The organism is Flavobacterium sp. HNIBRBA15423 (assembly GCF_052655965.1).
This window is the reverse complement of record NZ_CP199751.1, coordinates 2,988,527-3,011,366: the sequence shown is the minus strand read 5'-3', so window position 1 is coordinate 3,011,366 and position 22,840 is coordinate 2,988,527. Positions and strand designations below refer to the sequence as shown.

Annotated in this window: 20 protein-coding genes; 16 read left to right on the top strand and 4 right to left on the bottom strand. The window is 30.3% G+C overall.

The genetic code is table 11. The annotated features are described in order from the left end of the window. Window positions 1-77 precede the first annotated feature (77 nt). Together gldB and gldC are read left to right on the top strand one after the other, a co-directional pair. The gene (gene gldB / locus ACULEV_RS13585) at window positions 78-1,034 is read left to right on the top strand and encodes a gliding motility lipoprotein GldB (RefSeq protein WP_445455590.1); all 957 of its coding nucleotides are present in this window, start codon (window positions 78-80) and stop codon (window positions 1,032-1,034) included. Continuing rightward, on the top strand, window positions 1,034-1,366 hold the full coding sequence (gene gldC / locus ACULEV_RS13580; protein ID WP_445455589.1) for a gliding motility protein GldC: 333 nt from the start codon (window positions 1,034-1,036) through the stop codon (window positions 1,364-1,366). The genes gldB and gldC overlap by 1 nt, the downstream gene beginning before the upstream one ends. 59 nt (window positions 1,367-1,425) lie before the next feature. Here gldC and ACULEV_RS13575 read toward each other — a convergent pair whose 3' ends face one another. The 3 genes from ACULEV_RS13575 to ACULEV_RS13565 form a co-directional block, all read right to left on the bottom strand. Continuing rightward, window positions 1,426-2,364, bottom strand: coding sequence for a DUF6845 domain-containing protein (locus ACULEV_RS13575; RefSeq protein WP_445455588.1), 939 nt, complete (start codon window positions 2,362-2,364; stop codon window positions 1,426-1,428). A gap of 71 nt (window positions 2,365-2,435) precedes the next feature. Further along, entirely contained in the window at window positions 2,436-3,056 is a 621-nt protein-coding gene (gene yihA / locus ACULEV_RS13570) for a ribosome biogenesis GTP-binding protein YihA/YsxC (RefSeq protein WP_445455587.1), read from the bottom strand. A gap of 40 nt (window positions 3,057-3,096) precedes the next feature. Continuing rightward, entirely contained in the window at window positions 3,097-3,852 is a 756-nt protein-coding gene (locus tag ACULEV_RS13565; protein WP_445455586.1) for an alpha/beta fold hydrolase, read from the bottom strand. Window positions 3,853-4,211: 359 nt separating this feature from the next. On the opposite strand from ACULEV_RS13565, the gene mraZ reads away from it, so the two are divergent. From mraZ to ACULEV_RS13495, 14 genes are all read left to right on the top strand, one after another. Further along, complete coding sequence (mraZ, locus tag ACULEV_RS13560; protein ID WP_445455585.1) at window positions 4,212-4,682, top strand: division/cell wall cluster transcriptional repressor MraZ; 471 nt, start codon at window positions 4,212-4,214, stop codon at window positions 4,680-4,682. Beyond that, window positions 4,669-5,565 (top strand): 16S rRNA (cytosine(1402)-N(4))-methyltransferase RsmH, encoded by an 897-nt coding sequence (gene rsmH, locus ACULEV_RS13555; protein WP_445455584.1) that lies wholly within the window; start codon window positions 4,669-4,671, stop codon window positions 5,563-5,565. Before mraZ ends, rsmH begins: the two co-directional genes overlap by 14 nt. A gap of 45 nt (window positions 5,566-5,610) precedes the next feature. Next, the gene (locus ACULEV_RS13550; protein WP_445455583.1) at window positions 5,611-5,970 is read left to right on the top strand and encodes an FtsL-like putative cell division protein; all 360 of its coding nucleotides are present in this window, start codon (window positions 5,611-5,613) and stop codon (window positions 5,968-5,970) included. Further along, window positions 5,961-7,946, top strand: coding sequence for a penicillin-binding protein (locus ACULEV_RS13545; RefSeq protein ID WP_445455582.1), 1,986 nt, complete (start codon window positions 5,961-5,963; stop codon window positions 7,944-7,946). Before ACULEV_RS13550 ends, ACULEV_RS13545 begins: the two co-directional genes overlap by 10 nt. Further along, on the top strand, window positions 7,943-9,406 hold the full coding sequence (locus tag ACULEV_RS13540; protein WP_445455581.1) for a UDP-N-acetylmuramoyl-L-alanyl-D-glutamate--2,6-diaminopimelate ligase: 1,464 nt from the start codon (window positions 7,943-7,945) through the stop codon (window positions 9,404-9,406). The genes ACULEV_RS13545 and ACULEV_RS13540 overlap by 4 nt, the downstream gene beginning before the upstream one ends. Window positions 9,407-9,463: 57 nt before the next feature. Further along, window positions 9,464-10,681 (top strand): phospho-N-acetylmuramoyl-pentapeptide-transferase, encoded by a 1,218-nt coding sequence (gene mraY, locus ACULEV_RS13535; protein WP_445455580.1) that lies wholly within the window; start codon window positions 9,464-9,466, stop codon window positions 10,679-10,681. 1 nt (window position 10,682) lies between these two features. Next, window positions 10,683-12,014 carry a UDP-N-acetylmuramoyl-L-alanine--D-glutamate ligase gene (murD, locus tag ACULEV_RS13530; protein WP_445455579.1) on the top strand — a complete coding sequence of 444 codons (1,332 nt, stop codon included), beginning with the start codon at window positions 10,683-10,685 and terminating at the stop codon, window positions 12,012-12,014. Window positions 12,015-12,020: 6 nt separating this feature from the next. Beyond that, a complete protein-coding gene (locus ACULEV_RS13525) occupies window positions 12,021-13,301 on the top strand; it encodes an FtsW/RodA/SpoVE family cell cycle protein (RefSeq protein WP_445455578.1) in 1,281 nt (426 codons plus the stop codon). Between the two features lies 1 nt (window position 13,302). Then, window positions 13,303-14,394: an undecaprenyldiphospho-muramoylpentapeptide beta-N-acetylglucosaminyltransferase gene (gene murG, locus ACULEV_RS13520; protein WP_445455577.1), complete on the top strand. Its 1,092-nt coding sequence runs from the start codon at window positions 13,303-13,305 to the stop codon at window positions 14,392-14,394. A gap of 29 nt (window positions 14,395-14,423) precedes the next feature. Continuing rightward, window positions 14,424-15,773: a UDP-N-acetylmuramate--L-alanine ligase gene (gene murC / locus ACULEV_RS13515; protein ID WP_445455576.1), complete on the top strand. Its 1,350-nt coding sequence runs from the start codon at window positions 14,424-14,426 to the stop codon at window positions 15,771-15,773. Beyond that, window positions 15,760-16,485, top strand: a complete 726-nt coding sequence (locus ACULEV_RS13510; protein WP_445455575.1) for a cell division protein FtsQ/DivIB — start codon at window positions 15,760-15,762, stop codon at window positions 16,483-16,485. Before murC ends, ACULEV_RS13510 begins: the two co-directional genes overlap by 14 nt. Before the next feature lie 9 nt (window positions 16,486-16,494). Next, complete coding sequence (gene ftsA, locus ACULEV_RS13505; RefSeq protein WP_445455574.1) at window positions 16,495-17,853, top strand: cell division protein FtsA; 1,359 nt, start codon at window positions 16,495-16,497, stop codon at window positions 17,851-17,853. 11 nt (window positions 17,854-17,864) lie between these two features. Next, window positions 17,865-19,829, top strand: a complete 1,965-nt coding sequence (gene ftsZ / locus ACULEV_RS13500; RefSeq protein ID WP_445455573.1) for a cell division protein FtsZ — start codon at window positions 17,865-17,867, stop codon at window positions 19,827-19,829. Window positions 19,830-20,052: 223 nt separating this feature from the next. Then, the gene (locus tag ACULEV_RS13495; RefSeq protein ID WP_445455572.1) at window positions 20,053-20,502 is read left to right on the top strand and encodes a GatB/YqeY domain-containing protein; all 450 of its coding nucleotides are present in this window, start codon (window positions 20,053-20,055) and stop codon (window positions 20,500-20,502) included. 61 nt (window positions 20,503-20,563) lie between these two features. Here the strand turns inward: ACULEV_RS13495 and ACULEV_RS13490 are convergent, their stop codons facing one another. Beyond that, on the bottom strand, window positions 20,564-22,459 hold the full coding sequence (locus ACULEV_RS13490; protein WP_445455571.1) for a tetratricopeptide repeat-containing sensor histidine kinase: 1,896 nt from the start codon (window positions 22,457-22,459) through the stop codon (window positions 20,564-20,566). Between the last annotated feature and the right edge of the window lie 381 nt (window positions 22,460-22,840).

Here is a 22,840-nt window from a genome sequence, read left to right as displayed (position 1 = left end):
TAAACTGTATATTTGCGCTTTTATTTTTAAGAAATTTTTAATTTCAATTTTGCATAAAATTATAAAAAATACCCAATATGAAAAAGCTTTTGATGGTTTCAATTTTTGTTTTATTGTTTTCTTGTAAGGAAGACAATAAAATTGAAGAAAAAGTGGCTGAGATTCCTGTTGAATTTAAAGTGGAACGTTTTGATAAATTGTTTTATGAATCAAAACCTAGCGATTTAGAAACAATAAAAGCAAAGTATCCTTTCTTGTTTCCAGAAGGAAATGAAGATTCTGTGTGGATTAATAAATTAAAAGATCCTTTGTTGCAAGATTTATACAAGGAAGTAATTAAAAAATACCCTAGTACTTCTAAAATAGAAACCGATTTAGTAGGTTTTTTTCAGCATGTTCAATATTATTTTCCTGAATATAAGACGCCTAGAGTGATTGCATTAATCTCTGAAGTAGATAGAGAAGCAAAAGCTATTTATACCGATTCTATTGTTTTTATATCTTTAGATTGTTATTTAGGAAAAGAGCATCCTTTTTATGCTGATTTTTCGGATTACCAACGCATTACTCTTGAAGAAAATCAAATTCTTCCTGATCTGGTTTCTAGCTTTTGTTATGGAAAAATTTCTAGACCTTTGGATAGAAATTTACTCTCATTAATGATTTATCATGGAAAAGAATTGTATATGAAAGATAAATTAATTCCTGATTATACAGATGCAGCTAAAATTGGTTACACCGAGCAACAATTAGGATGGTGTAAAGAAAATGAATATCAAATGTGGAGTTACTTTATAGAAAACAATTTACTGTATGAAAGTAATACTAAAAATGAGTTTCGTTTCATAAATGAAGCTCCTTTCTCAAAGTTTTATTTAGAAATTGATAGCGAATCTCCAGGTCGAGTAGGACAATGGTTAGGATGGCAAATAGTGAGAAGTTATATGGAAAATAACAGTATTTCTTTAAAACAATTATTGGTAACTGATGCCAAAACAATTTTTGAACAATCAAAATATAAACCTAGTAAATAATGGCAAAAACGATAACATCTGAAATTAAGTTTTTAGTAGAATTAGATGAAAACCGAGTTCCTGAAAAATTAACATGGACAGCTCAAGATGGTGGTGTAGATAATGAAGAAGCAAAAGCAATGATGGTTTCTTTATGGGATGCAAAAGCACAAGAAACACTTCGAATAGATTTATGGACAAAAGAAATGCCTGTAGATGAGATGAAACTTTTCTTTCATCAAACATTAGTAGCAATGGCTGATACTTTTCAACGAGCAACTAATGATGAAAAAATGGCAGCAACCATGAAAGATTTTTGTGATTATTTTGCTGAAAAATTAGAGATAAAATAAAAAATAAAGAAGTCCAAAATTTTTTTTTGGACTTCTTTATTTTTTAAGAACATTTGGTATTACATTACAAATCTATTATAGCTACCTAATACATTATCATATTTACTATAAAACTCATTATAATCACTATCTGAAATTTCACCATCTCTTTTGGTTTTTCTCAAAACACCAAGCATTTTCTCAATTTCATCATAGAAACTATTAAAATTCATTAATTTATTTTGTTTTTCTAGATTTTTAGTTTCCATTTTTTTACTCTCATTAAAACGTTTTTCTAATGTTAGATAAGATTCTTCCAAAGAAGCAATAGGCGTTTCTGGATTAGCCATTAAATCAACTAAATCGTCAACTATTTTTAGTGTTTTTTTGGTATGTAAGATTTCTTTTTTCAAAGGATGGTCTTTTAATACTTCTTCTTCTGCTATTTCCATCGTTGGTTCAATGATGGTGAAAAAAGTATCTCTATTTGAGTAAAAAGTGTCACTACTAGATTTTATTTTTGTGAGTAATTCTTCTCCTTTCGCCCAATTATCATCCTTGTAATCTTCGTTAGTATAATAACTTTTAAAGTCATTATAAGCCTCTTTGACAGAAGTATAAGAAGAGGTCATACCTTCAATTAATGGTTTTACTTTCTGAGCAATATCACTCTCAAAAAAATCGTTTGGTTTTAATAAATCCACTTGATTAGTACCATAACCTATTTTTGTGTTTGGATCTATTCCTGTAAAGGCTGTCCAAGTTAAAATGCGAGATGTTTTTTGTTTATTCATTATCATTTCTGAGAATATAATGAAGTCCTTTTTTAAAAGAGCAGTAATTTTTTTTGAACTGTTATTGTCATATTCAATTACAGCATTAAAATAATTAACAGCTTTTGATGCATTACTTTCTTCAGATGAGTTTCCTAAAATAGAATTAATGCTAGAATTTGAATCTCCTTGTTTACAGCCTATTAAAGAAAGTGAGAGAAGAGAAAGAATTAAAATTTTTTTCATGTTAGTGTAGTTTTATTCTTGTAAAAATACAAAACTAAAATAAATACAAAAACAAGATATCTTAAATAAACCTAAAAACTATTATTTTCTTTAAAAAATTGTTGATTAATATCATCAATAAAATTTAATAACTCTTCTTTTCCAGTATTTTCAGAAGAAGAGGTGATAAAATGTTGAGGCATTTCTTCCCAACCGTTTGCCAATACTTTTTTCTTGTAAGCAGCTACGTTTTTTTGTGCTGTTACTTTTCCTATTTTATCTGCTTTAGTGAAAATAATACAAAAAGGGACTCCTGTTTCTCCTAAGTAATTAATGAATTCTAAATCAATCTTTTGAGCCTCTAGTCTGATGTCGATTAGTACAAAAGCGCAAACTAGCTGTTCTCTTGTTTCAAAATAATCGGTTATGAATTTTTGAAAAACTTCCTTAGTTTTTTTAGAAACCCTTGCATATCCATAACCAGGTAAATCAACTAAATACCAATTTAAATTTATTTTAAAATGATTAATTAACTGAGTCTTACCAGGTTTTCCAGAAGTTTTAGCTAAGTTTTTGTGATTTGTTAGCATGTTTATAAGGGAAGATTTTCCTACATTAGATCTTCCTATAAATGCATATTCTGGTAAAGGTTCATTAGGACATTTACTCACATCAGAATTGCTAATAATAAACTCAGCACTTGTTATTTTCATCTTTTCTAAAACTCAAATTCCCCATTTAAGGGGAATTTTATTATATATTATTTTTTTCTAACCAATGAAATAATAGATTATTAAATTCATCTGGATGTTCCATCATGGCAGCATGTCCACATTTGTCAATCCAAAATAATTCAGAATTAGGTAATAATTTATTAAACTCTTCTGCTACTTCAGGAGGTGTTACTTTATCATTCTTACCCCAAATAATACAAGTTGGTGTTTGCATTTTTGGTAAGTCTTTTGCCATGTTATGACGAATGGCACTCTTAGCAATGGTCAAGGTTTTGATTAGTCTAATTCGGTCATTAACAGTCGCAAAAACTTCATCAACTATTTCTTTCGTTGCTACTTTTGGATCATAAAATACATCTTCGCTTTTTTTCTTAATGTACTCATAATCACCTCTTTTTGGGTAGCTTTCACCCATTCCGCTTTCATATAAACCAGAACTTCCTGTAATTACTAATCCTTTCATTAATTCAGGATACATTTTTGCATGGTATAACGCAATATGACCACCTAAAGAATTTCCAAGTAAAACTACTTTGTCAAATCCTTTGTGAACAATGAAATCTTTTACAAATTTTGAAAAAGCTTTTACATTAGTTTTTAAAATATTTTGTGTGTATAAGGGTAGTTCAGGAATGACAACTTTATATCCTTTTTTAGGAAAAAAATCAGCGACAGCATCAAAGTTACTTAAGCCACCCATTAACCCATGCAAAACAATGATTGGAGTTCCTTCTCCAGATTCAAAATAGGTATACTTTCTTTCTTTCTTTAACATAAAATGAATTTCAAATTTATTTCTGAAATTTTGACAAATATAAGATTTTATATACTAATTAAAAGCAATTGAAAAAACTATTTAAAAACACTTTTTCTCTTTTTTGTTAGTAGTCTAAGTTTTTTAATTTTCAATAGTTTTTACTTCTTTAAAAGCTATTTTCTTTTTTGTTATGCATTTTCACATGTTTCTTTTTAAATAGAAAAGGAATATTTAGCCTAAATTTTAATGTTAATTAGTTAATGTTGAGAGTATTTATTTGAGTTTCAAAAGGAAAAACTTATTAACAAAGTGGTAGTAAGTGGTAAAAAGTGGTAATTTTTTTTTAAATTTGTCAATATTCTAATGAAAATGTATAGTTGAAATCATTTATTGGTACATATGAATGCAAGGTAGATGCAAAAGGAAGATTAATGCTGCCTACTTCTCTAAAGAAACAGTTTGGTTCTTTAGAGGATGGTTTTGTATTAAAACGTTCTGTTTTTCAGCCTTGTTTAGAATTGTATCCAATGTCTGAATGGAATAGAATGATGCAGAAAATCAATAAATTAAATCGGTTTGTGAAAAAGAATAACGATTTCATTCGTCGATTTACTGCGGGAGTGAAAATGGTTGAAATTGATAACAATGGAAGATTGTTAATCCCTAAAGATTTAGTAGTTTTTGCTAAGATTGACAAAGACATAGTGTTGTCTTCGGCAGTAAATATTATTGAGATTTGGGATAAAGAGTTGTATGAAGGAGTTCTTGAAAATGCAACTGATGATTTTGCAGATTTAGCTGAAGAAGTAATGGGTAATTTAATTGATGATGAAGATGGAATATCATAATCCAGTTTTGTTAAAAGAGACAGTAGATGGTTTGAATATAAAACCAAATGGTATTTATGTAGATGTAACTTTTGGTGGTGGTGGTCATTCAAGAGAGATAATGTCTCGTTTGGGTGAGAAAGGTCGATTAATTGCTTTTGATCAGGATGAAGATGCGTTGCGAAATATAATTGATGACAGTCGGTTTCTATTAATTAATGAGAATTTTAGAAATATTAAACGTTTTTTACGATTTCATGGAATAAAAAAGGTTGATGGAATTTTAGCCGATTTAGGAGTGTCTTCTCATCAATTTGATGTTGCTGAAAGAGGTTTTTCCACTCGCTTTGATGCTGAATTGGACATGAGGATGAATCAAAAAGGGGACATTAGTGCTTATCATGTAGTAAATGAATATGAGGAACTAGAATTAAAAAGAGTCTTTTTGGAATATGGAGAACTTAAAAATGGTGGAGCAATGGCTAATGTTATTGTTGTTGCCAGAAAAGAAAAACAAATAAAAGATTCAGATCATTTAAAACAGGTTTTGGCCAAATTTTTACCAGCACATAAAAGCAATAAAATTTTGGCACAAATATATCAAGCAATTCGAATAGAGGTTAATCAAGAAATGGATGTCTTAAAGGAATTTTTAGAACAATCCTTAGAGATTTTAGAAGTAGGAGGTCGATTAAGTGTAATTTCATATCATTCACTTGAAGATAGATTAGTAAAAAGATTTTTTAGAAATGGAATGTTTGAAGGTGAGCCAGAAAGAGATTTTTTTGGAAATTTTGAAGTTCCTTTTAAAATCATTGAAAAATTGATAGTACCTAATGCTGAAGAAATAGCTATTAACAATAGAGCTAGAAGTGCTAAATTAAGAGTAGCAGAAAAAAAATAAGACACTATAAATGAAGGTTTAAACCTTTATAGATAATTTATTAATATGAAAAACGGTATTTATAGTTTACTAAAAGCAAAGTTTCTTGTGAGCGATGATGCTTTAAAGAACTGGAAGTTCATTGTTTTTCTAATATTTTTAGCCATGATTATGATTGCAAATAATCATCGCTATGATGCAAAAAATTACAAGATTACCGAATTAACAAATAAAGTGAAAGAACTTCGTTCGGAATTTGTAGATAGACGTTCGGAATTAATGAAATTAAAGATGGAATCCACAGTGGCAAAAAAAATGGAGAAAAGAGAAATTTTTCCAGCAAATGTGCCTCCAACGAAAATTATTGTAAAGACTAAAAAAGAAGAAAAAAGGAGTTTTATAGACAAACTAAAAATATGGCAGTAAAGGAAAAAAATAGTAACTACCGCATGTATTTAGTAGCTTTCACAATGTTTGTGATGGCTATTTTGGTTATGATAAAACTTAACAATATTCAATGGATTGAAGGCGAATACTATAGGAAATTAGCAAAAGAAAGAACTGTTAAGAATTTTATTATTCCTGCAAATAAAGGAAATGTATATTCTTCAGATGGTAGTTTATTGGCAACTTCTATTCCAGAATATACTATTCGTTTTGATGCTTTGTCACCTACAATAGAGAATTTTCAAGAAAATATAAAACCATTAAGCGATTCGTTATCAAAAATGTTTGGTAAATCTGCTGGTTATTATCAAGAGACATTACAGAAGGCAAGATCAAATCAAAATAGGTATTATTTAATTGCAAGTAAATTAAGTTATACAGATTATATGAGGATTAAAAGTTTTCCGCTCTTTAATAAAGGTCCTTATAAAGGAGGAATTATTGTAGAGCAAAAAACAGTACGTGAACATCCTATTGGTCTTATTGCCCAAAGAACTATTGGATATGAACGAACTGATAGCGACGGAAAAGGTTTAGAATTTGCTTTCAAAGAATACATTAATGGAAAGAATGGTCATAGAATGATGCAAAAAATTGCAAAAAACCAATGGAAACCAATTAATGATAATAACGAACTAGAGCCACAGGATGGATATGATATTGTTTCTACTATAGATGTGTATGTACAAGATATAGCACATCATGCTTTGTTAAAACAATTAGAATATTATCAAGCTGATCATGGTTGTGTTGTGGTAATGGAAACTAAGACAGGAGAAATAAAAGCCATTTCAAACCTTGGAAGGGGAAAAAACGGGTCTTATTATGAAACTCAGAATTATGCGGTTGCTGAATCTCATGAACCAGGATCTACTTTTAAACTTTTTGATTTAATTGCGCTTTTAGATGATAAAAAAGTGGATACAAGCAAAGTATATGATACAAATGGCGGTGTAGTAGAATATTATAAGAGAAAAGTTAGAGATTCTCATAAAGGTGGTTATGGGAAAATTTCTTTGGCAAGAGGTTTTGAAGTTTCTTCTAACACGGTTTTAGTACAAGCAGTTTATGATAATTATAAAGATAATCCAAAACAATTTGTAGATAGAATTAATAGCTATGGTTTAAACAAACCATTAGGATTACAACTTATTGGAGAAGGAAAGCCTTATGTGCCTCAACCAGGAGATAAAAGATGGTATGGAACTACTTTGCCATGGATGGCTTTTGGATATAATATTTCTTTAACTCCTTTGCAAACACTGGCTATGTATAATGCAGTTGCTAATAATGGTATTATGGTGAAACCTTATTTTGTGAAGGAAATTAAAGAATGGAATAAAACTATTAAAAAATATGAAACTGAAGTTATCAATCCCAAAATTGCTTCTGATGAAACTTTGAATAAAGTAAGGGCAGTTTTAGAAAATGTGGTTAAAAGAGGAACAGGATTAAAATTATATTCTAAAGATTTTTCAATGGCTGGAAAGACAGGAACAGCTCAAGTAGATTATAACAAAGGAGAAGGTAGATTATATTACTCATCCTCATTTGTGGGTTATTTTCCAGCAAAAGAACCTAAATATTCTTGTATTGTTGTAGTGCATAAACCAAATGTTGAATCAGGATATTTTGGAGTAGATGTGGCTGGACCAGTTTTTAAAAGAATTGCTCAAAAAATTTATACCGATTCTCCTCCTACTAATCATGTTAGAGATTTGAATAGTAAGATTAGTATAACAGAAAGAGCTTATGATGCTTATTCTAAAAAGGTTGAAAATGTAGGTGTATCTGTTCCAAATCTAAAAGGTATGGATGGTATGGATGCAATTACTTTACTAGAATATATGGGTGTAAAAGTAAATGTAAAAGGAATTGGGAAAGTAAAAGCCCAATCAGTTAAGGCAGGTGAGAAAATGGATAAGAATCAAATAATAACATTAGAGTTATCATGAAGATTTTAAAAGATATATTATATAAAGTTGGTATTGAAGCCGTAAAAGGAATTACAGATGTGGCTATCAATAAAATAGAGTTCGATTCTAGAAGAATAGAGTTGAATGATGTTTTTGTTGCTATTCGTGGAGTTGTTTCAGATGGTCATGCATATATTGATAAAGCTTTGAACCAAGGTGCTAGCGTTATTATATGTGAAGAATTTCCGGAAGTAATAGTAAATGGAGTAACTTATGTGAAGGTTTCAAATTCAAATGAAGCATTAGCTTATATGGCCTCTAATTTCTTTGAAATGCCATCAGGAAAGCTGAAATTAGTGGGAGTAACTGGCACAAATGGAAAAACAACTATTGCTTCTTTATTATATCAATTATTCAAAAAAGCGGGATACAAAGTAGGTTTATTATCTACTGTAAAAATTCGAGTTAATGATGTTGAGTATAAAGCCACTCATACCACACCAGATTCATTAACCATCAATCATTATTTAAATGAAATGGTAGAAACTGGGTGCGAATTTTGTTTTATGGAAGTAAGCTCTCACGGAATTCACCAAAAAAGAACAGAAGGACTTCAATTTCAAGGAGGTATTTTTACTAATTTGTCTCATGATCATTTAGATTATCACAAAACATTTGCAGAATATAGAGATGTTAAAAAGGCTTTTTTTGATAGTTTACCAAAAACTGCTTTTGCTATTTCAAATTTAGATGATAAAAATGGAGCAGTCATGTTCCAAAATACCAAAGCAAAAAAAATAACTTATGCTTTGAAATCGTATGCAGACTATAAAGCGCAAATTTTAGAAAATCAGTTTACAGGTTTATTGATAAAAATCAATAATAATGAAGTATGGACTAAATTAATTGGCTCTTTTAATGCCTATAATTTACTTGCCATTTTTGCAACTGCAGTAGAGTTGGGAATTGAAGAACAAGAAGCGTTACGATTATTATCAGCCTTAGAAAGTGTATCAGGTAGGTTTCAATATATTATTTCAGAAGCTAAGATAACAGCTATTATAGATTATGCTCATACACCAGATGCGCTAGAAAATGTGCTAAAAACTATTGAAGATATTCGCACAAAAAACGAACAATTAATCACAGTTGTAGGTTGTGGTGGCGATAGAGATAAAACGAAAAGACCTATAATGGCTCAAATTGCTTCAGAGTTAAGTACAAAAGCCATTTTTACATCAGATAATCCTAGAACAGAAAATCCAGAGACTATTATCGAAGAAATGGAAAAAGGAGTGGAACCACAAAATTTTAAGAAAACGCTTTCCATTTTAGATAGAAAACAAGCCATTAAAACCGCTTGCCAATTAGCTGAAGCAAATGATATTATTTTAATTGCAGGAAAGGGACACGAAACATATCAGGAGATAAATGGAGTGCGATATGATTTTGATGATTTGAAAATTGTAAAAGAACTGTTAATTCAACTAGGTAAATAATTTAAAATTTTCTCTTGAAACTTCAGGACAGGAAATTGGAATTTAAAAAATAAAGATATGTTATACTATTTTTTTCAATATTTAGACAAAGCATTTGATGTTCCTGGAGCAGGAGTATTTCAGTATATAACTTTTCGATCTGCTTTTGCTTTCATTTTATCTTTATTAATTGCAGCTATATATGGTAAAAAAATTATTAATTTCTTAAGAAAACAACAAGTTGGAGAAACAGTAAGAGATCTAGGATTAGAAGGGCAAAGTCAAAAATCAGGAACACCTACAATGGGTGGTATCATCATCATTTTGGCTACTTTAATTCCTGTTTTATTATTAACCAAATTAGAAAATATATACATTATTTTATTAATAATAACCACACTTTGGATGGGTGCTATCGGTTTTGTAGACGATTATATTAAAGTGTTTAAAAAAGACAAACAAGGTCTAAAAGGTATTTTTAAAGTCTTTGGTCAAGTTGGATTAGGTTTAATAGTAGGTTCTGTTTTGTATTTACATCCTAATGTTACTATTAGAAAAGATACCATAGGGGAACGTCTTAAAATAGAAAATATAGACCCAACAAGTTTGCATGAAAAATCAACAGCAACCACTATTCCTTTTTTAAAGAATAACGAATTTGATTATGCTGAAGTATTGTCGTTTTTAGGAGATGATTATAAAAGTTGGGCGTGGTTAATTTTTATTCCAATGGTTGTAATTATTATAACAGCTGTTTCCAATGGAGCTAATTTAACTGATGGAATAGATGGTCTTGCAGCTGGTACTTCTGCAATTTCTGTGCTTACACTTGGGCTTTTTGCTTTCGTTTCTGGGAATATTATTTTTTCCGATTATTTGAATATAATGTTTATTCCGAACTCGGGTGAAATGACTATTTATATAGCCGCTTTCGTAGGAGCTCTTGTTGGTTTTTTATGGTATAATACTTATCCAGCACAAGTTTTTATGGGCGATACAGGTAGCTTAACGATAGGAGGAATTATCGCAGTTATTGCCATTGCTATTCGTAAAGAATTAATGATTCCTGTTTTATGTGGTGTTTTCTTAGCTGAAAATTTATCAGTAATGCTTCAAGTAAGCTATTTTAAATACACTAAGAAAAAATATGGAGAAGGGCGACGAATTTTTTTAATGTCTCCTTTGCATCATCATTATCAAAAGAAAGGATTTCATGAAAGTAAAATTGTAACGCGTTTCTGGATTGTAGGAATTCTTTTGGCAATATTCTCGTTGGTCTCATTAAAACTTAGATAATATGAAACTAGTTGTATTAGGTGGAGGCGAAAGTGGTGTAGGAACGGCAATTTTAGGAAAGAAAAAAGGCTACGATGTCTTTGTATCAGATTTTGGAAAAATTAAAGAAAATTATAAAGAAGTTCTAACAATTAATGGAATAGCTTGGGAGGATGAAAAACATACAGAATCATTGCTTTTAGATGCTGATATAGTAATGAAAAGTCCAGGAATTCCTGAAAATGCTCCTATTGTAAAAAAATTAGTAGCGTTAAACATACCAGTAATTTCTGAAATAGAGTTTGCTTTTCCGTTTACCAATGCTAAAACGATTGGAATAACTGGTAGTAATGGAAAAACTACCACTACTTTATTAACCTATCATTTATTGAAACAAGGAGGTTTAAATGTTGGTTTAGCGGGGAATATTGGAAAGAGCTTTGCTTGGCAAGTAGCAGAGAATAATCACGATGTGTATGTTTTAGAGTTAAGTAGTTTTCAATTAGATGGTATTGTGAATTACAGACCAGATATAGCTGTAATTACTAATTTAAGCCCAGATCATTTAGATCGCTATGCATATGATTACAATTTGTACATCGCATCAAAATTTAGAATAACAAAGAATCAAATAGAAACCGATTATTTAATTGTAGACCATGATGATGTTGAAATTAATAAGTGGTTTCAAAAAAATAGAACAAAAGCACAAATATTTCCTTTTTCTATTCAGCAAGAATTAGAAGAAGGAGGTTACATAGAAGATAAAAATTTGAATAGTAAAATTAATAACGACCTATTTACCATGCCAATTAATGAATTAGCTTTAGAAGGAAAACACAACCTTAAAAATGCAATGGCTGCAACAGCTGTAGCACAGTTAATGAAAGTTAGAAAACAAACGATTAGAGAAAGTTTAAGTAATTTTCAAGGAGCAGAACATCGTTTAGAAAAAGTTCTAAAAATTCAAAACGTGCAATATATTAACGATTCTAAAGCCACTAATGTTAATGCTACTTTTTTCGCATTAGACAGCATGAAAACTCCAACAGTGTGGATTGTAGGTGGAGTTGACAAAGGAAATGATTATGACGAGTTAATGTCATTAGTAAGAGAGAAAGTAAAAGGAATTGTTTGCCTAGGTGTTGATAATGAAAAATTATTCAAAACGTTTAATGGTGTTGTAGATGTGATGATTGAAACTACTTCTATGACAGAAGCTGTAAAAATCGCACAAAAAATGGCAGAAAAAGGAGATTCAGTTTTGTTATCACCATGTTGTGCTAGTTTTGATTTGTTTGAAAACTACGAAGACAGAGGAAGGCAATTTAAGAATGCAGTACATAATTTATAAAAGAAAATGAAATCATTAGCAGCTAGATTAAGAGGCGATAAGGTTATTTGGGCAATAGTTTTTCTATTAGCTCTAGTTTCTTTTTTGCCTGTTTATAGTGCTAGTACAAATTTAGTTTATGTAATAGGTAAAGGTTCTACATTAGGTTATTTAGTAAAGCATTTAGGACATTTGTTTCTAGGTTTCACTATAATCTATTTTATTCATAAAGTACCTTATCATTATTTTAGAGCGTTGTCAATCTTTGGTATTCCTTTAGTAATAGTTTTGTTATTATATACTTTGTTTCAAGGAACAACAATAGGTGGAGCAAATGCAAGTAGATGGATTCAAATTCCTTTTGTAGGAGTTAGTTTTCAAACCTCTACTTTAGCTTTTACTGTATTAATGGTGTATGTAGCACGTTATTTGGCAAAAGTGAGTGATAAAGAATATACATTCAAAGAATCTCTTTTAGAATTGTGGCTACCTGTTTTTGCTATTTTAGTTTTAATATTGCCAACTAATTTTTCAACCACAGCCTTGATTTTTTCAATGGTTTGTATGCTCATATTTATTGGGTATTATCCTTTAAAATATCTAGCAACAGTGATAGGTTTAGGTATTGCGGCTTTATTATTGTTTTTACTAATGGCAAAAGCGTTTCCTACTAATAAATTATTCAGTAGGGTGAATACATGGGGAAACAGGATAGAGCGTTTCATGGACGATAAGCCTAATGAAGATGATTACCAAATTGAAAAGGCAAAAATAGCTATAGCTTCTGGTAGAATTTATGGATTAGGACCAGGCAAAAGTGTTCAGAAAAATTTCTTACCACAATCATCATCCGATTTTATTTTTGCAATTATCGTTGAAGAATATGGCTTGTTTGGAGCTTTAGGAATAATGTTTTTGTATTTGCTATTGTTTTTTAGGTTTATTATCAATGCACAAAAGGCACCTACCTTATTTGGTAAATTGCTTATTATAGGTTTAGGATTTCCTATTGTTTTTCAAGCCTTAATTAATATGGCTGTTGCGGTAGAATTGTTGCCAGTTACAGGACAAACATTACCGTTAATTAGTAGTGGAGGAACATCTATATGGATGACCTGTGTAGCTGTTGGAGTTATTTTGAGTGTAACTAAAAAAGAACAGGAAGTAGCTCTAGATGAAGAGGAAAAAATAAAAAGGGAAGAAGCTTTAAGACGAATTATAGATAAAGAAATCGAATTAGAAGATATAAAAAATAACAAAGAGGAAAAAGAAATAAAAAATCCTTTAGAACCTATTTTAAACCAGTAACATGGAAAAGAAATTGAAATTTATTATAAGTGGTGGTGGAACAGGAGGACATATTTATCCTGCTATTGCCATTGCAAACGAATTAAAGTATCGTTTTCACGATGCGGAATTTCTTTTTGTGGGAGCAAAAGATAAAATGGAAATGCAAAAGGTACCTCAAGCAGGTTACAATATTAAAGGACTTTGGGTTTCTGGTATACAAAGAAAGATAACATTACAGAATGCTATGTTTCCTTTTAAGTTGGTTTCTAGTTTATGGAACTCCTATCGCATTATCAAACAATTTAAACCAGATGTTGTAATTGGTACAGGCGGATTTGCAAGTGGTGCGGTTTTAAAAGTAGCTTCTCTGTTAGGAATACCAACATTAATTCAAGAACAAAATTCCTATCCAGGAATAACCAATAAATTATTAGCAAAAAAAGCTAATGCAATTTGTGTGGCTTATGAGGGATTAGATAATTTTTTTCCAAAAGAAAAAGTAATTATTACAGGAAACCCTGTACGCCAAGATTTATTAGATATTGACGATAAACGATTACAAGGATTAACTTATTTTGAATTAGATAGTACTAAAAGAACATTATTGGTATTAGGAGGAAGCCTTGGAGCTAGAAGAATTAATCAATTATTAGCAAAAGAAATCGATTTTTTATTAGAACTAGGTGTTCAAATAATATGGCAATGTGGAAAATTGTATTTCGATGAGTACAATCATTTTAATAAAAAAGAAAATGTACATGTTTTTGCCTTTATAGATAAAATGGATTTTGCTTATGCAGCAGCCGATGTAATTATTTCACGTTCAGGTGCTTCTTCTGTTTCAGAACTGTGTATAGTAGGAAAGCCAACTATTTTTATTCCCTCACCCAATGTTTCTGAAGATCATCAAACTAAAAACGCTAAGGCAATTTTAGATAAAAAAGGAGCAATATTGTTGAAAGAAAAAGATTTAGACAGTGATTTCAGAAAAGTATTTGCCGATTTAATATCTAACGATGAAAAGCAAGCTAAATTAAGCAAAAAAATACACAAATTAGCCTTGCCTAATGCTACAAATCAGATTGTAGACGAAATTGAAAAACTATTATAAATAAAGATAACAGTAATTAATAAACAAAAATGAACCTTAACCAAATACATAACATTTATTTCATAGGAATTGGAGGCATTGGCATGAGTGCTTTGGCTCGTTATTTTATGAATATGGGCAAAAATGTGGCTGGTTACGACAAAACAAGAACCCAGTTAACAGATGAATTAGAAGCTTTAGGTATGAAAATTCATTTTGTTGATGAATTAGAAGTGATTGATGCTTCTTTTATGAATAAAGAAAACACATTAGTAGTAATTACACCAGCAGTGCCAAAAAATCATTTGCAATGGAATTATTTTTTATCTCATGGTTTTGAAGTAAAAAAACGTGCAGAAGTATTAGGTTTAATAACAAAAGATACATTTTGTTTTGCTATTGCAGGAACACACGGTAAAACGACAACTTCAAGTATTTTAGGACATATTTTATTCGAAAGTGGAGTAGATGTAACTGCATTTTTAGGAGGAATAGTTGAAAATTACAATTCAAATTTAATTGGTAATGGCAAAACAGTTACAGTTGTTGAGGCTGATGAATTTGATCGTTCCTTTTTACATTTGCATCCTAATTTAGCTTGTGTTACTTCTATGGATGCAGATCATTTGGATATATACGGAGATTCGGCTACAATTGAAGCTTCTTTTGTCGAGTTTGCTAATAAAGTGACTGCTAAAGATTTGTTTGTTGCAAATGGATTGCCTTTAAAAGGAAATACTATTGGAATAAATGAAAAAGCTAATTTTTCTGCTCAAAATATTCGTATAGAAAATGGTTTTTATGTTTTTGATGTAAAAACAGATGATGAATTGGTTGCCAATGTTAAATTTGGTTTGCCTGGACATCATAATTTGTCAAATGCTCTTATCGCTTTTGCAATGGCAAAAAGTTATGGTATAGAAAATAATAAGATAATAGATGCGTTGTCTTCTTTTAAAGGAGTGAGAAGACGTTTTTCGTTTCAAATTAGAGAAAAAAAATTAGTATATATAGATGATTACGCACATCATCCAACCGAAATAAATGCAGTACATCAGGCAGTAAGAGAATTGTATCCTAATAAGAAAATAATAGCAGCTTTTCAACCTCATTTGTTCTCCAGAACCAATGATTTTATTGATGGTTTTGCAGAAAGTTTGTCAAAGTTTGATGAAATCATACTATTGGACATTTACCCGGCTAGAGAATTGCCTATGGAAGGAGTAACTTCCGAATGGTTATTGGGTAAAATTACAAATACAAATAAACGTTTGGTTGCTAAAGAGGATTTAGTAGAAACATTTAGAAGGGCTTCAGCAGATGTTTATATAACTATTGGAGCAGGAGACATTGGAGAAATGATAAAAGATATTAAAAAAGTACTCCATGAAAAGGTTTAATTGGCAAAATATTCGACTACTATTAATACTATTTGTAATGGTGTTTTTATTTTCTTTTTCTTCACATAGAAATGAGGAAAGAGTAATAAAAAGCATCACAGTTTCCTTTTTTGGAGGAGATGAAAATTTGTTCATAACTCATGAAATGGTTAATAACTTGTTGAAACAAAATTTGGGAGGTACATTAACAATTAAAAAAGAAGAGGTAGATTTGAAGTCTTTAGAAACTGCTCTAAATAATCACAAGATGATTGAAAAATGTGAAATTTTTTCAACAATAGATGGTTCTCTAAATACAAACATTAAACAAAAGACCCCAATTGTACGATATATATCAGGAGATACTATGTGTTATCTTGATAATAAAGGCGTTAATATACCTTTGTCTGAAAACTTTTCTGCTAGAGTTCCTATTGTTATGGGAACTTATGACGATAAGGACGCAGACAATTATGTGTTGTTGTTTAATGAAATTTACAAAGATGATTTCTTGAAAAAGAATATCACTGGAATAAAAATTTTGCCGTCAGGTAGCGTTATTTTGACCAATAGGAATTATGATTATAAAATCATTTTTGGTAAACCGGTTTATGTAGAGAAAAAGTTAAAGAATTATAAAGCTTTTTTTTATCATGCCATAAAAGATACATTGATAAAGAATTATAAAGAAGTAAACGTAATGTTTACGGAACAAGTAGTTTGTAAGAAATAGAAATGAATTATGAACAAAGATAATATTGCAGTAGGGTTAGACATCGGAACTACAAAAATTGTAGTAATGATAGGAAAGAAAAATGAATACGGAAAATTGGAAATCTTAGGAGTAGGAAAATCCAAGAGTCTTGGTGTTCACAGAGGAGTTGTAAACAATATTACACAAACAATTCAATCAATTCAACAAGCTATTTTAGAAGCAGAAAGTAATTCAGGATATAAGATAAATGATGTAGTAGTTGGCATTGCAGGCCAACATATTCGTAGTATTCAGCATAGTGATTACATTAGTAGACCTAATTCAGAAGAAGTGATTAATGATATTGATATAGATGCTTTAATAGGTCAGGTACATAAACTAGCCATGTTACCAGGTGAAGAAATCATTCATGTGCTGCCACAAGAATTTAAAGTAGATGGTCAAGGGGAAATTAAAGAACCAATAGGAATGTATGGTGGCCGATTAGAATCTAGTTTTCATGTAGTAGTAGGGCAAGCAGCTTCTATTCGTAACCTAGGTCGTTGTGTAAAAAGTGCAGGTTTAGAATTATCTGGATTAACGTTAGAACCATTAGCTTCAGCTGATGCAGTTTTAAGTCAAGAAGAAAAAGAAGCTGGTGTAGCTCTTATAGATATAGGTGGTGGAACAACAGATTTAGCTATTTTTAAAGATGGTATTATTCGTCATACTGCTGTAATTCCTTTTGGAGGAAACGTAATTACAGAAGATATTAAAGAAGGATGTTCTATCATAGAAAAACAAGCCGAATTATTAAAAGTACGATTTGGTTCAGCTTGGCCAGGAGAAAATAAAGACAATGAGATTGTTTCAATTCCTGGATTAAGAGGAAGAGAGCCTAAAGAAATTTCGTTAAAAAACTTATCAAAAATTATACATGCAAGAGTAGTAGAAATTATTGAACAAGTGTATGCCGAAATTAAATTATATGGTCATGAAGACCCAAAAAGAAAATTAATTGCAGGAATTGTTTTAACAGGAGGAGGTTCTCAGTTACAACATATTAAACAATTAGTAGAATATATAACAGGTATGGATACTAGAATAGGGTATCCCAATGAACATTTAGCAGGTAATTCTGATGAAGAATTATCTAGTCCGTTATACGCAACAGCTGTTGGTCTAGTAATGAATAGTATTAGAAATAATACAAAAAGTGCTACACCATTAGTAGAAATGAAAAAAGAAGAACCCGTTTTTGAAACAAAAGAGGCTCTTGAAGAAGAAGCTAAAAAACAAGAACAAGAAGAACAAAAAAGAGTAGAGACAACAGAAAGCAAAATCAAAAAATCATTTTTTGATAAGTATATAGAAAAAATTAAAGAGTTTTTAGATAACGCAGAATAAAAAGTACTATTATGGAAGATTTCAAAAGCATTTCATTCGATTTACCGAAAAACCAATCCAACGTTATCAAAGTTATTGGAGTAGGAGGAGGAGGTAGTAATGCCATCAACCACATGTTTAAACAAGGAATAAAAGGAGTAGATTTTATTGTTTGTAATACCGATTCACAAGCCCTAGAAAATAGTGGTGTGCCAAATAAAATTCAGTTAGGTGTAAGTCTGACCGAAGGTCTTGGAGCAGGAGCAAATCCTGAAGTAGGACAACAATCGGCATTGGAAAGTATTATGGATATTGAAAAAATGCTTGATACAAATACAAAAATGCTTTTCATAACTGCTGGAATGGGTGGAGGTACTGGTACTGGTGCTGCTCCTGTAATTGCACAGTTGGCAAAAGAAAGAGATATTTTAACAGTAGGAATTGTTACTATTCCTTTTCAATTTGAAGGTAAAGTACGTTCCGAGCAAGCTATGCTTGGTGTTGAAAGATTACGCAAACAAGTAGATTCTTTAATTGTAATTAACAACAATAAATTAAGAGAAGTATATGGAAATCTTGGCTTTAAAGCAGGATTCTCTAAGGCCGATGAAGTATTAGCTACAGCAGCAAGAGGAATTGCAGAAGTAATTACGCATCATTATACTCAAAATATCGATTTAAAAGACGCTAAAACAGTATTAGCCGATAGTGGAACTGCTATTATGGGTTCAGCAACTGCTTCTGGAGAAGACAGAGCAAAAGTAGCTATCATGAGTGCTTTAGATTCACCATTATTAAATGATAACAAAATAACAGGTGCAAAAAATGTACTATTGTTAATCGTTTCTGGAACATCAGAGATTACTATCGACGAAATAGGAGAAGTAAACGACTTCATTCAAACAGAAGCAGGTTTCAATGCAAACATCATTATGGGTGTTGGTGAGGATGAAACATTAGGCGATGCAGTTGCAGTTACTATTATAGCAACTGGCTTTAATATAGAGCAGCAAGAAGAAATTGTTAATTCAGAACCTAAGAAAATTATACATTCGTTAGAAGACGATCAAAAAATAGTGCATGATTTAACAAGCAAAACCATAGCTAATATGGTTGTTAATGACCCTGTTTTTGAAACTAATGTTCCTAAAGAAGAAAAAAATACAGTAGCAGAAGTAAAACCAACAGAAAAAGTTGTCTTTAATTTAGAAGAAGTAGAAGAAAAAGAAGTTCAATTTGAAATTCAGAACGTAACTCCAACAATGGATTTAATTCCTACTACCGAATTAATTAAAAATCTAGATGTTACTTTTGAAGTAATTGCTCCAAAAGAAACGATGGTAACACCTGTTTTTGAAATTATTACACCACAAATAAAAAACATCGAAGTAGTTGATCCAGAATTTGTGGTAAAAGAAGACAAGTTTTCTTTTTCTTTAGATTTATTTGCCAATGAAACAATAGAAGAATCTAAAAAGACATTCGAATTAACAGAGGAAACTAAACAAATAGAAGTAAAGGAACATATTAATTTAGTGCCAGTTACAGAAGTAAATAAAAACGGAGTAATTAAGTATTCTTTAGAAGACTATTTGCAAAAAGAAGATGAGTTATTATCCTCTAAACCAGTAGAAGAAGTAAACGAACCAGTAGATGAAGAATTAAACTTTGCAGTTAAAAAAACAGAACAACCATCACTTGAAAGCGCTGCTAACTTAGATAATGAGTCACCATTTGAAATGACCATTGAAGAAACACTAAAAGCACGCTCAGATGAACGCAAACGCAAAATGAAAGAATTCAATTATAAGTTTAATAACAATACCACTTATATAGACGAAATAGAAAAAGAGCCAGCTTATAAAAGAATGGGTATCGATGTTACATCAGCTCCAAGCGAAACAAACTCAAAATCAAGGATGACTTTAGGAACAGATAGTAATGATGATTTACAATTGCGATCAAATAATTCATTCTTACATGATAATGTGGATTAAAATCTGCTTAAACTAACCTAACCTTAAGTCCCGGAAAGTAAAATTTTCGGGATTTTTTTTACTATTTTTGCACAAGGTTTTTTTGGACCTATTTCCAGCTATCCGTTCTATCTTTTATAATCTTACAGATTTGAAAAAATCTGTAAGATTATAAAAGGATGCCACTGCTATCTGGGGTAAAACAAAAAACGATTTAAAAACAAAAAATAAATAATTAGAAAATATGAGTTTAGAAGCAAAAATCATGGACAACATGAAAGAAGCCATGAAAGCAAAAGATACAGTAGCCTTAGAAGCCTTAAGAGCAATTAAAGCAGCTATTATATTAGCCAAAACAGAAGCAGGAGCAGCAGATGGATTATCAGAAGCAGACGAAATAAAAATACTACAACGTTTGGTAAAAATGCGTAAAGACAGCGCAGAAATTTACACCACACAAGGACGTGCTGATTTAGCTGAACCAGAATTGGCACAAATTGCAGTAATTGAAAAATTCCTGCCAATACAATTATCAGAAGAAGAAATTGAAGCTATAATAGCAAAAATTATTTCAGAAACAGGAGCAAACGGAATTGCATCTATGGGAAAAGTAATGGGACTAGCCTCTGCACAAATAGGAGGACAAGCAGAAGGAAAAGTAATTTCTGGTATTGTAAAGAAATTATTAGTATAATAGAATTACAAGTCAGTAAAGACTTTTTAAATGTAATATTTCATACTTCATTGAAAATTTTTTAAAAAAAGATTTTCAATGAAGTTCCTTGTTTAGGGCTGCTATCTATATAGATACTCCCTTTAATCATTGTTGTCCTAGACAGAATATTCTTTAAGCCTATACCTAATTTTTGAGATTTATTCTCAGAGGTATTGATAAGAGTAGCCATACACAAATCTTTAGATCCTATTCCGTCATCTTTTATTACCAAGACATGGTTCTTTTTCTCTATACCTAATTTTATTTTTACAGTACTTGCCTGTGAATGTTTAATTATATTTGAAATCGATTCCTGAAGGATGCGATAAATAGAAATAGAAACACTCTCTTCTATCTTATTTGGAAAATCATATTCAAAATCAAATTGAATAGTGCTGCTATCGTTTATATTGGCAACCATTTCTTGTATGGCAGGAATTAATCCTTTGTTTAATAGAATGTTAGGCATCATGTTATGGGAAATATTACGGATTTCTTCATAAGTTTCATCAATAATATTTAATAATTTTAAGTTAGATTTATCTTCCAGATCCAAACTGTTCGAACAAATCATTTTTATGGCACAAATGTTTTGGCCTAAGCCATCATGCAAATCTTTTGCAATTCTAATTCGTTCTTTTTCCTGAGCTTCTATAATCGATTGAAACCTTAGATTTTCGGACTTGCTTATCATTTTTTTTGTTTTAAAATTATACCAAATGAATAAAGATAAAAGAGTAAATATAAATACCATCGAAAAATAGAATAAAACAAACTTTCTTTTTAAGTCGCTTGTATATATCAAGACCTCTTTTTCATGGTTTTCTTTTGTAAGGGAGTTGATTTTTTTTTCTTTTTCTATGCTTTCATGTAGAGAAGCATATTTTATTAAATATTTCTGAGCCTCTTTTTTATCTATTTCTTCTTTTAAATTTAGGTATAATTTTAAGTTTGCTAATGCTAAATCGAGATCATCTAATTTTTCATAAATTCCTGCTTTAAAAAAAAGATATTCGCTTTTCTCTTTTAAATTGTTTTCAAACTTATACTGATCACTTTGTCCCAGATATTTTAGGGACTTCTCTTTATCCTTTACTATAGCATATAATTCGGCTCCTATTTTATTTACACGCCATGCTTTGAAATCATGAAACAAAGTGGTGTCTTTTGATACGGCATTATAGGCTTTTTTGAAAAATAATTTTGCCGAATCATATTGCTTAAGGTTAATGTAAACACTAGCCTGCTCTTCCAAAAAATAGGAATGCGAATTAATGTAATTGGTAGCACTAATTTCAACTCCTTTTCTGGAATAAGTTAAAACATTTTTATAATCTTTTGTGGCTTTGTAGCAATCAATCAAGGCAGCCAAAGCATTGATGGATTTTGTGCTGTCTTTTAATTGCAGGCTTTTTAAATAACAAGCATTTGAAATCTGTATGGCAGTATCGTATTTTTTAAGGTACAAATACATCTTGTAAATAAGCAAATCCAGATTAAATTGTAAATTGGAATTTGTGGTTTTACCGAAGTGTTTTTTTGAAAGCTCATAGTATTTAGTTGCAGATGGAATATCATATTCAATTATACCGATATAGCATAATTGTTTGTAAAGTTTACCATTTAACTCGTTGTTGTTAGAACGCTTTATGTCAGGGATAGCTTTTAATACTATGTTTTTTGCCTCATCGTTAAAACCAAAATGAATATAAGACAAACTCAACTTATACAAAATATCTAATTTAGTAGTTGTATCAAATAAAACTATGTTTTTTTGAATTTCTTTACTAATCCCATTAGCTTTACTAATGTTGTTTTGTTGTAATGCTATAGTTAGAGTATCTATTTTTTTGTAGAAAATATTTTTATCTATGTTATCTTGAGAATAAATTAGGAAACAAGAAAGTATACAAGAGAAAAAAATAAAATTTTTCATATGCTTCTGAGTTAGGTAAAATAAAGTCTAATGGTGGTAATGGTGCAATATTTTCCTACTCGTAGCTTCAAATTTATTTTTCTCAAAAAAAATAGGGTTCTAATTTAGAATTAAGTCTCGCTCTTGTTTAATTTTTATGATTTTTAGCTTATCCCAATTTAAATTAAAATATCCTTTTATTTTCTTACAGAATTATATTTTTTAAACAGATAATCCAGTTTGAGTGGAGGATATGAAACTGTATAAATATATAGCTTTTTTTAAAACAAAAACAATAAATATTTTAAAAACAGCTTTGTGTTTATGATATATTTTGTTGATATTCCTCTGGTTTTATGTGCAAATAGCGGCCTTAATGTAATACTGTCAAAAAAACAATTG

Coding starts and splice junctions, on each gene's coding strand:
- gldB (WP_445455590.1), top strand. CDS start 78: ATGAAAAAGCTTTTGATGGTTTCAATTTTTGTTTTATTGTTTTCTTGT.
- gldC (WP_445455589.1), top strand. CDS start 1,034: ATGGCAAAAACGATAACATCTGAAATTAAGTTTTTAGTAGAATTAGAT.
- ACULEV_RS13575 (WP_445455588.1), bottom strand. CDS start 2,364: ATGAAAAAAATTTTAATTCTTTCTCTTCTCTCACTTTCTTTAATAGGC.
- yihA (WP_445455587.1), bottom strand. CDS start 3,056: ATGAAAATAACAAGTGCTGAGTTTATTATTAGCAATTCTGATGTGAGT.
- ACULEV_RS13565 (WP_445455586.1), bottom strand. CDS start 3,852: ATGTTAAAGAAAGAAAGAAAGTATACCTATTTTGAATCTGGAGAAGGA.
- rsmH (WP_445455584.1), top strand. CDS start 4,669: ATGGAATATCATAATCCAGTTTTGTTAAAAGAGACAGTAGATGGTTTG.
- ACULEV_RS13550 (WP_445455583.1), top strand. CDS start 5,611: ATGAAAAACGGTATTTATAGTTTACTAAAAGCAAAGTTTCTTGTGAGC.
- ACULEV_RS13545 (WP_445455582.1), top strand. CDS start 5,961: ATGGCAGTAAAGGAAAAAAATAGTAACTACCGCATGTATTTAGTAGCT.
- ACULEV_RS13540 (WP_445455581.1), top strand. CDS start 7,943: ATGAAGATTTTAAAAGATATATTATATAAAGTTGGTATTGAAGCCGTA.
- mraY (WP_445455580.1), top strand. CDS start 9,464: ATGTTATACTATTTTTTTCAATATTTAGACAAAGCATTTGATGTTCCT.
- murD (WP_445455579.1), top strand. CDS start 10,683: ATGAAACTAGTTGTATTAGGTGGAGGCGAAAGTGGTGTAGGAACGGCA.
- ACULEV_RS13525 (WP_445455578.1), top strand. CDS start 12,021: ATGAAATCATTAGCAGCTAGATTAAGAGGCGATAAGGTTATTTGGGCA.
- murG (WP_445455577.1), top strand. CDS start 13,303: ATGGAAAAGAAATTGAAATTTATTATAAGTGGTGGTGGAACAGGAGGA.
- murC (WP_445455576.1), top strand. CDS start 14,424: ATGAACCTTAACCAAATACATAACATTTATTTCATAGGAATTGGAGGC.
- ACULEV_RS13510 (WP_445455575.1), top strand. CDS start 15,760: ATGAAAAGGTTTAATTGGCAAAATATTCGACTACTATTAATACTATTT.
- ftsA (WP_445455574.1), top strand. CDS start 16,495: ATGAACAAAGATAATATTGCAGTAGGGTTAGACATCGGAACTACAAAA.
- ftsZ (WP_445455573.1), top strand. CDS start 17,865: ATGGAAGATTTCAAAAGCATTTCATTCGATTTACCGAAAAACCAATCC.
- ACULEV_RS13495 (WP_445455572.1), top strand. CDS start 20,053: ATGAGTTTAGAAGCAAAAATCATGGACAACATGAAAGAAGCCATGAAA.
- ACULEV_RS13490 (WP_445455571.1), bottom strand. CDS start 22,459: ATGAAAAATTTTATTTTTTTCTCTTGTATACTTTCTTGTTTCCTAATT.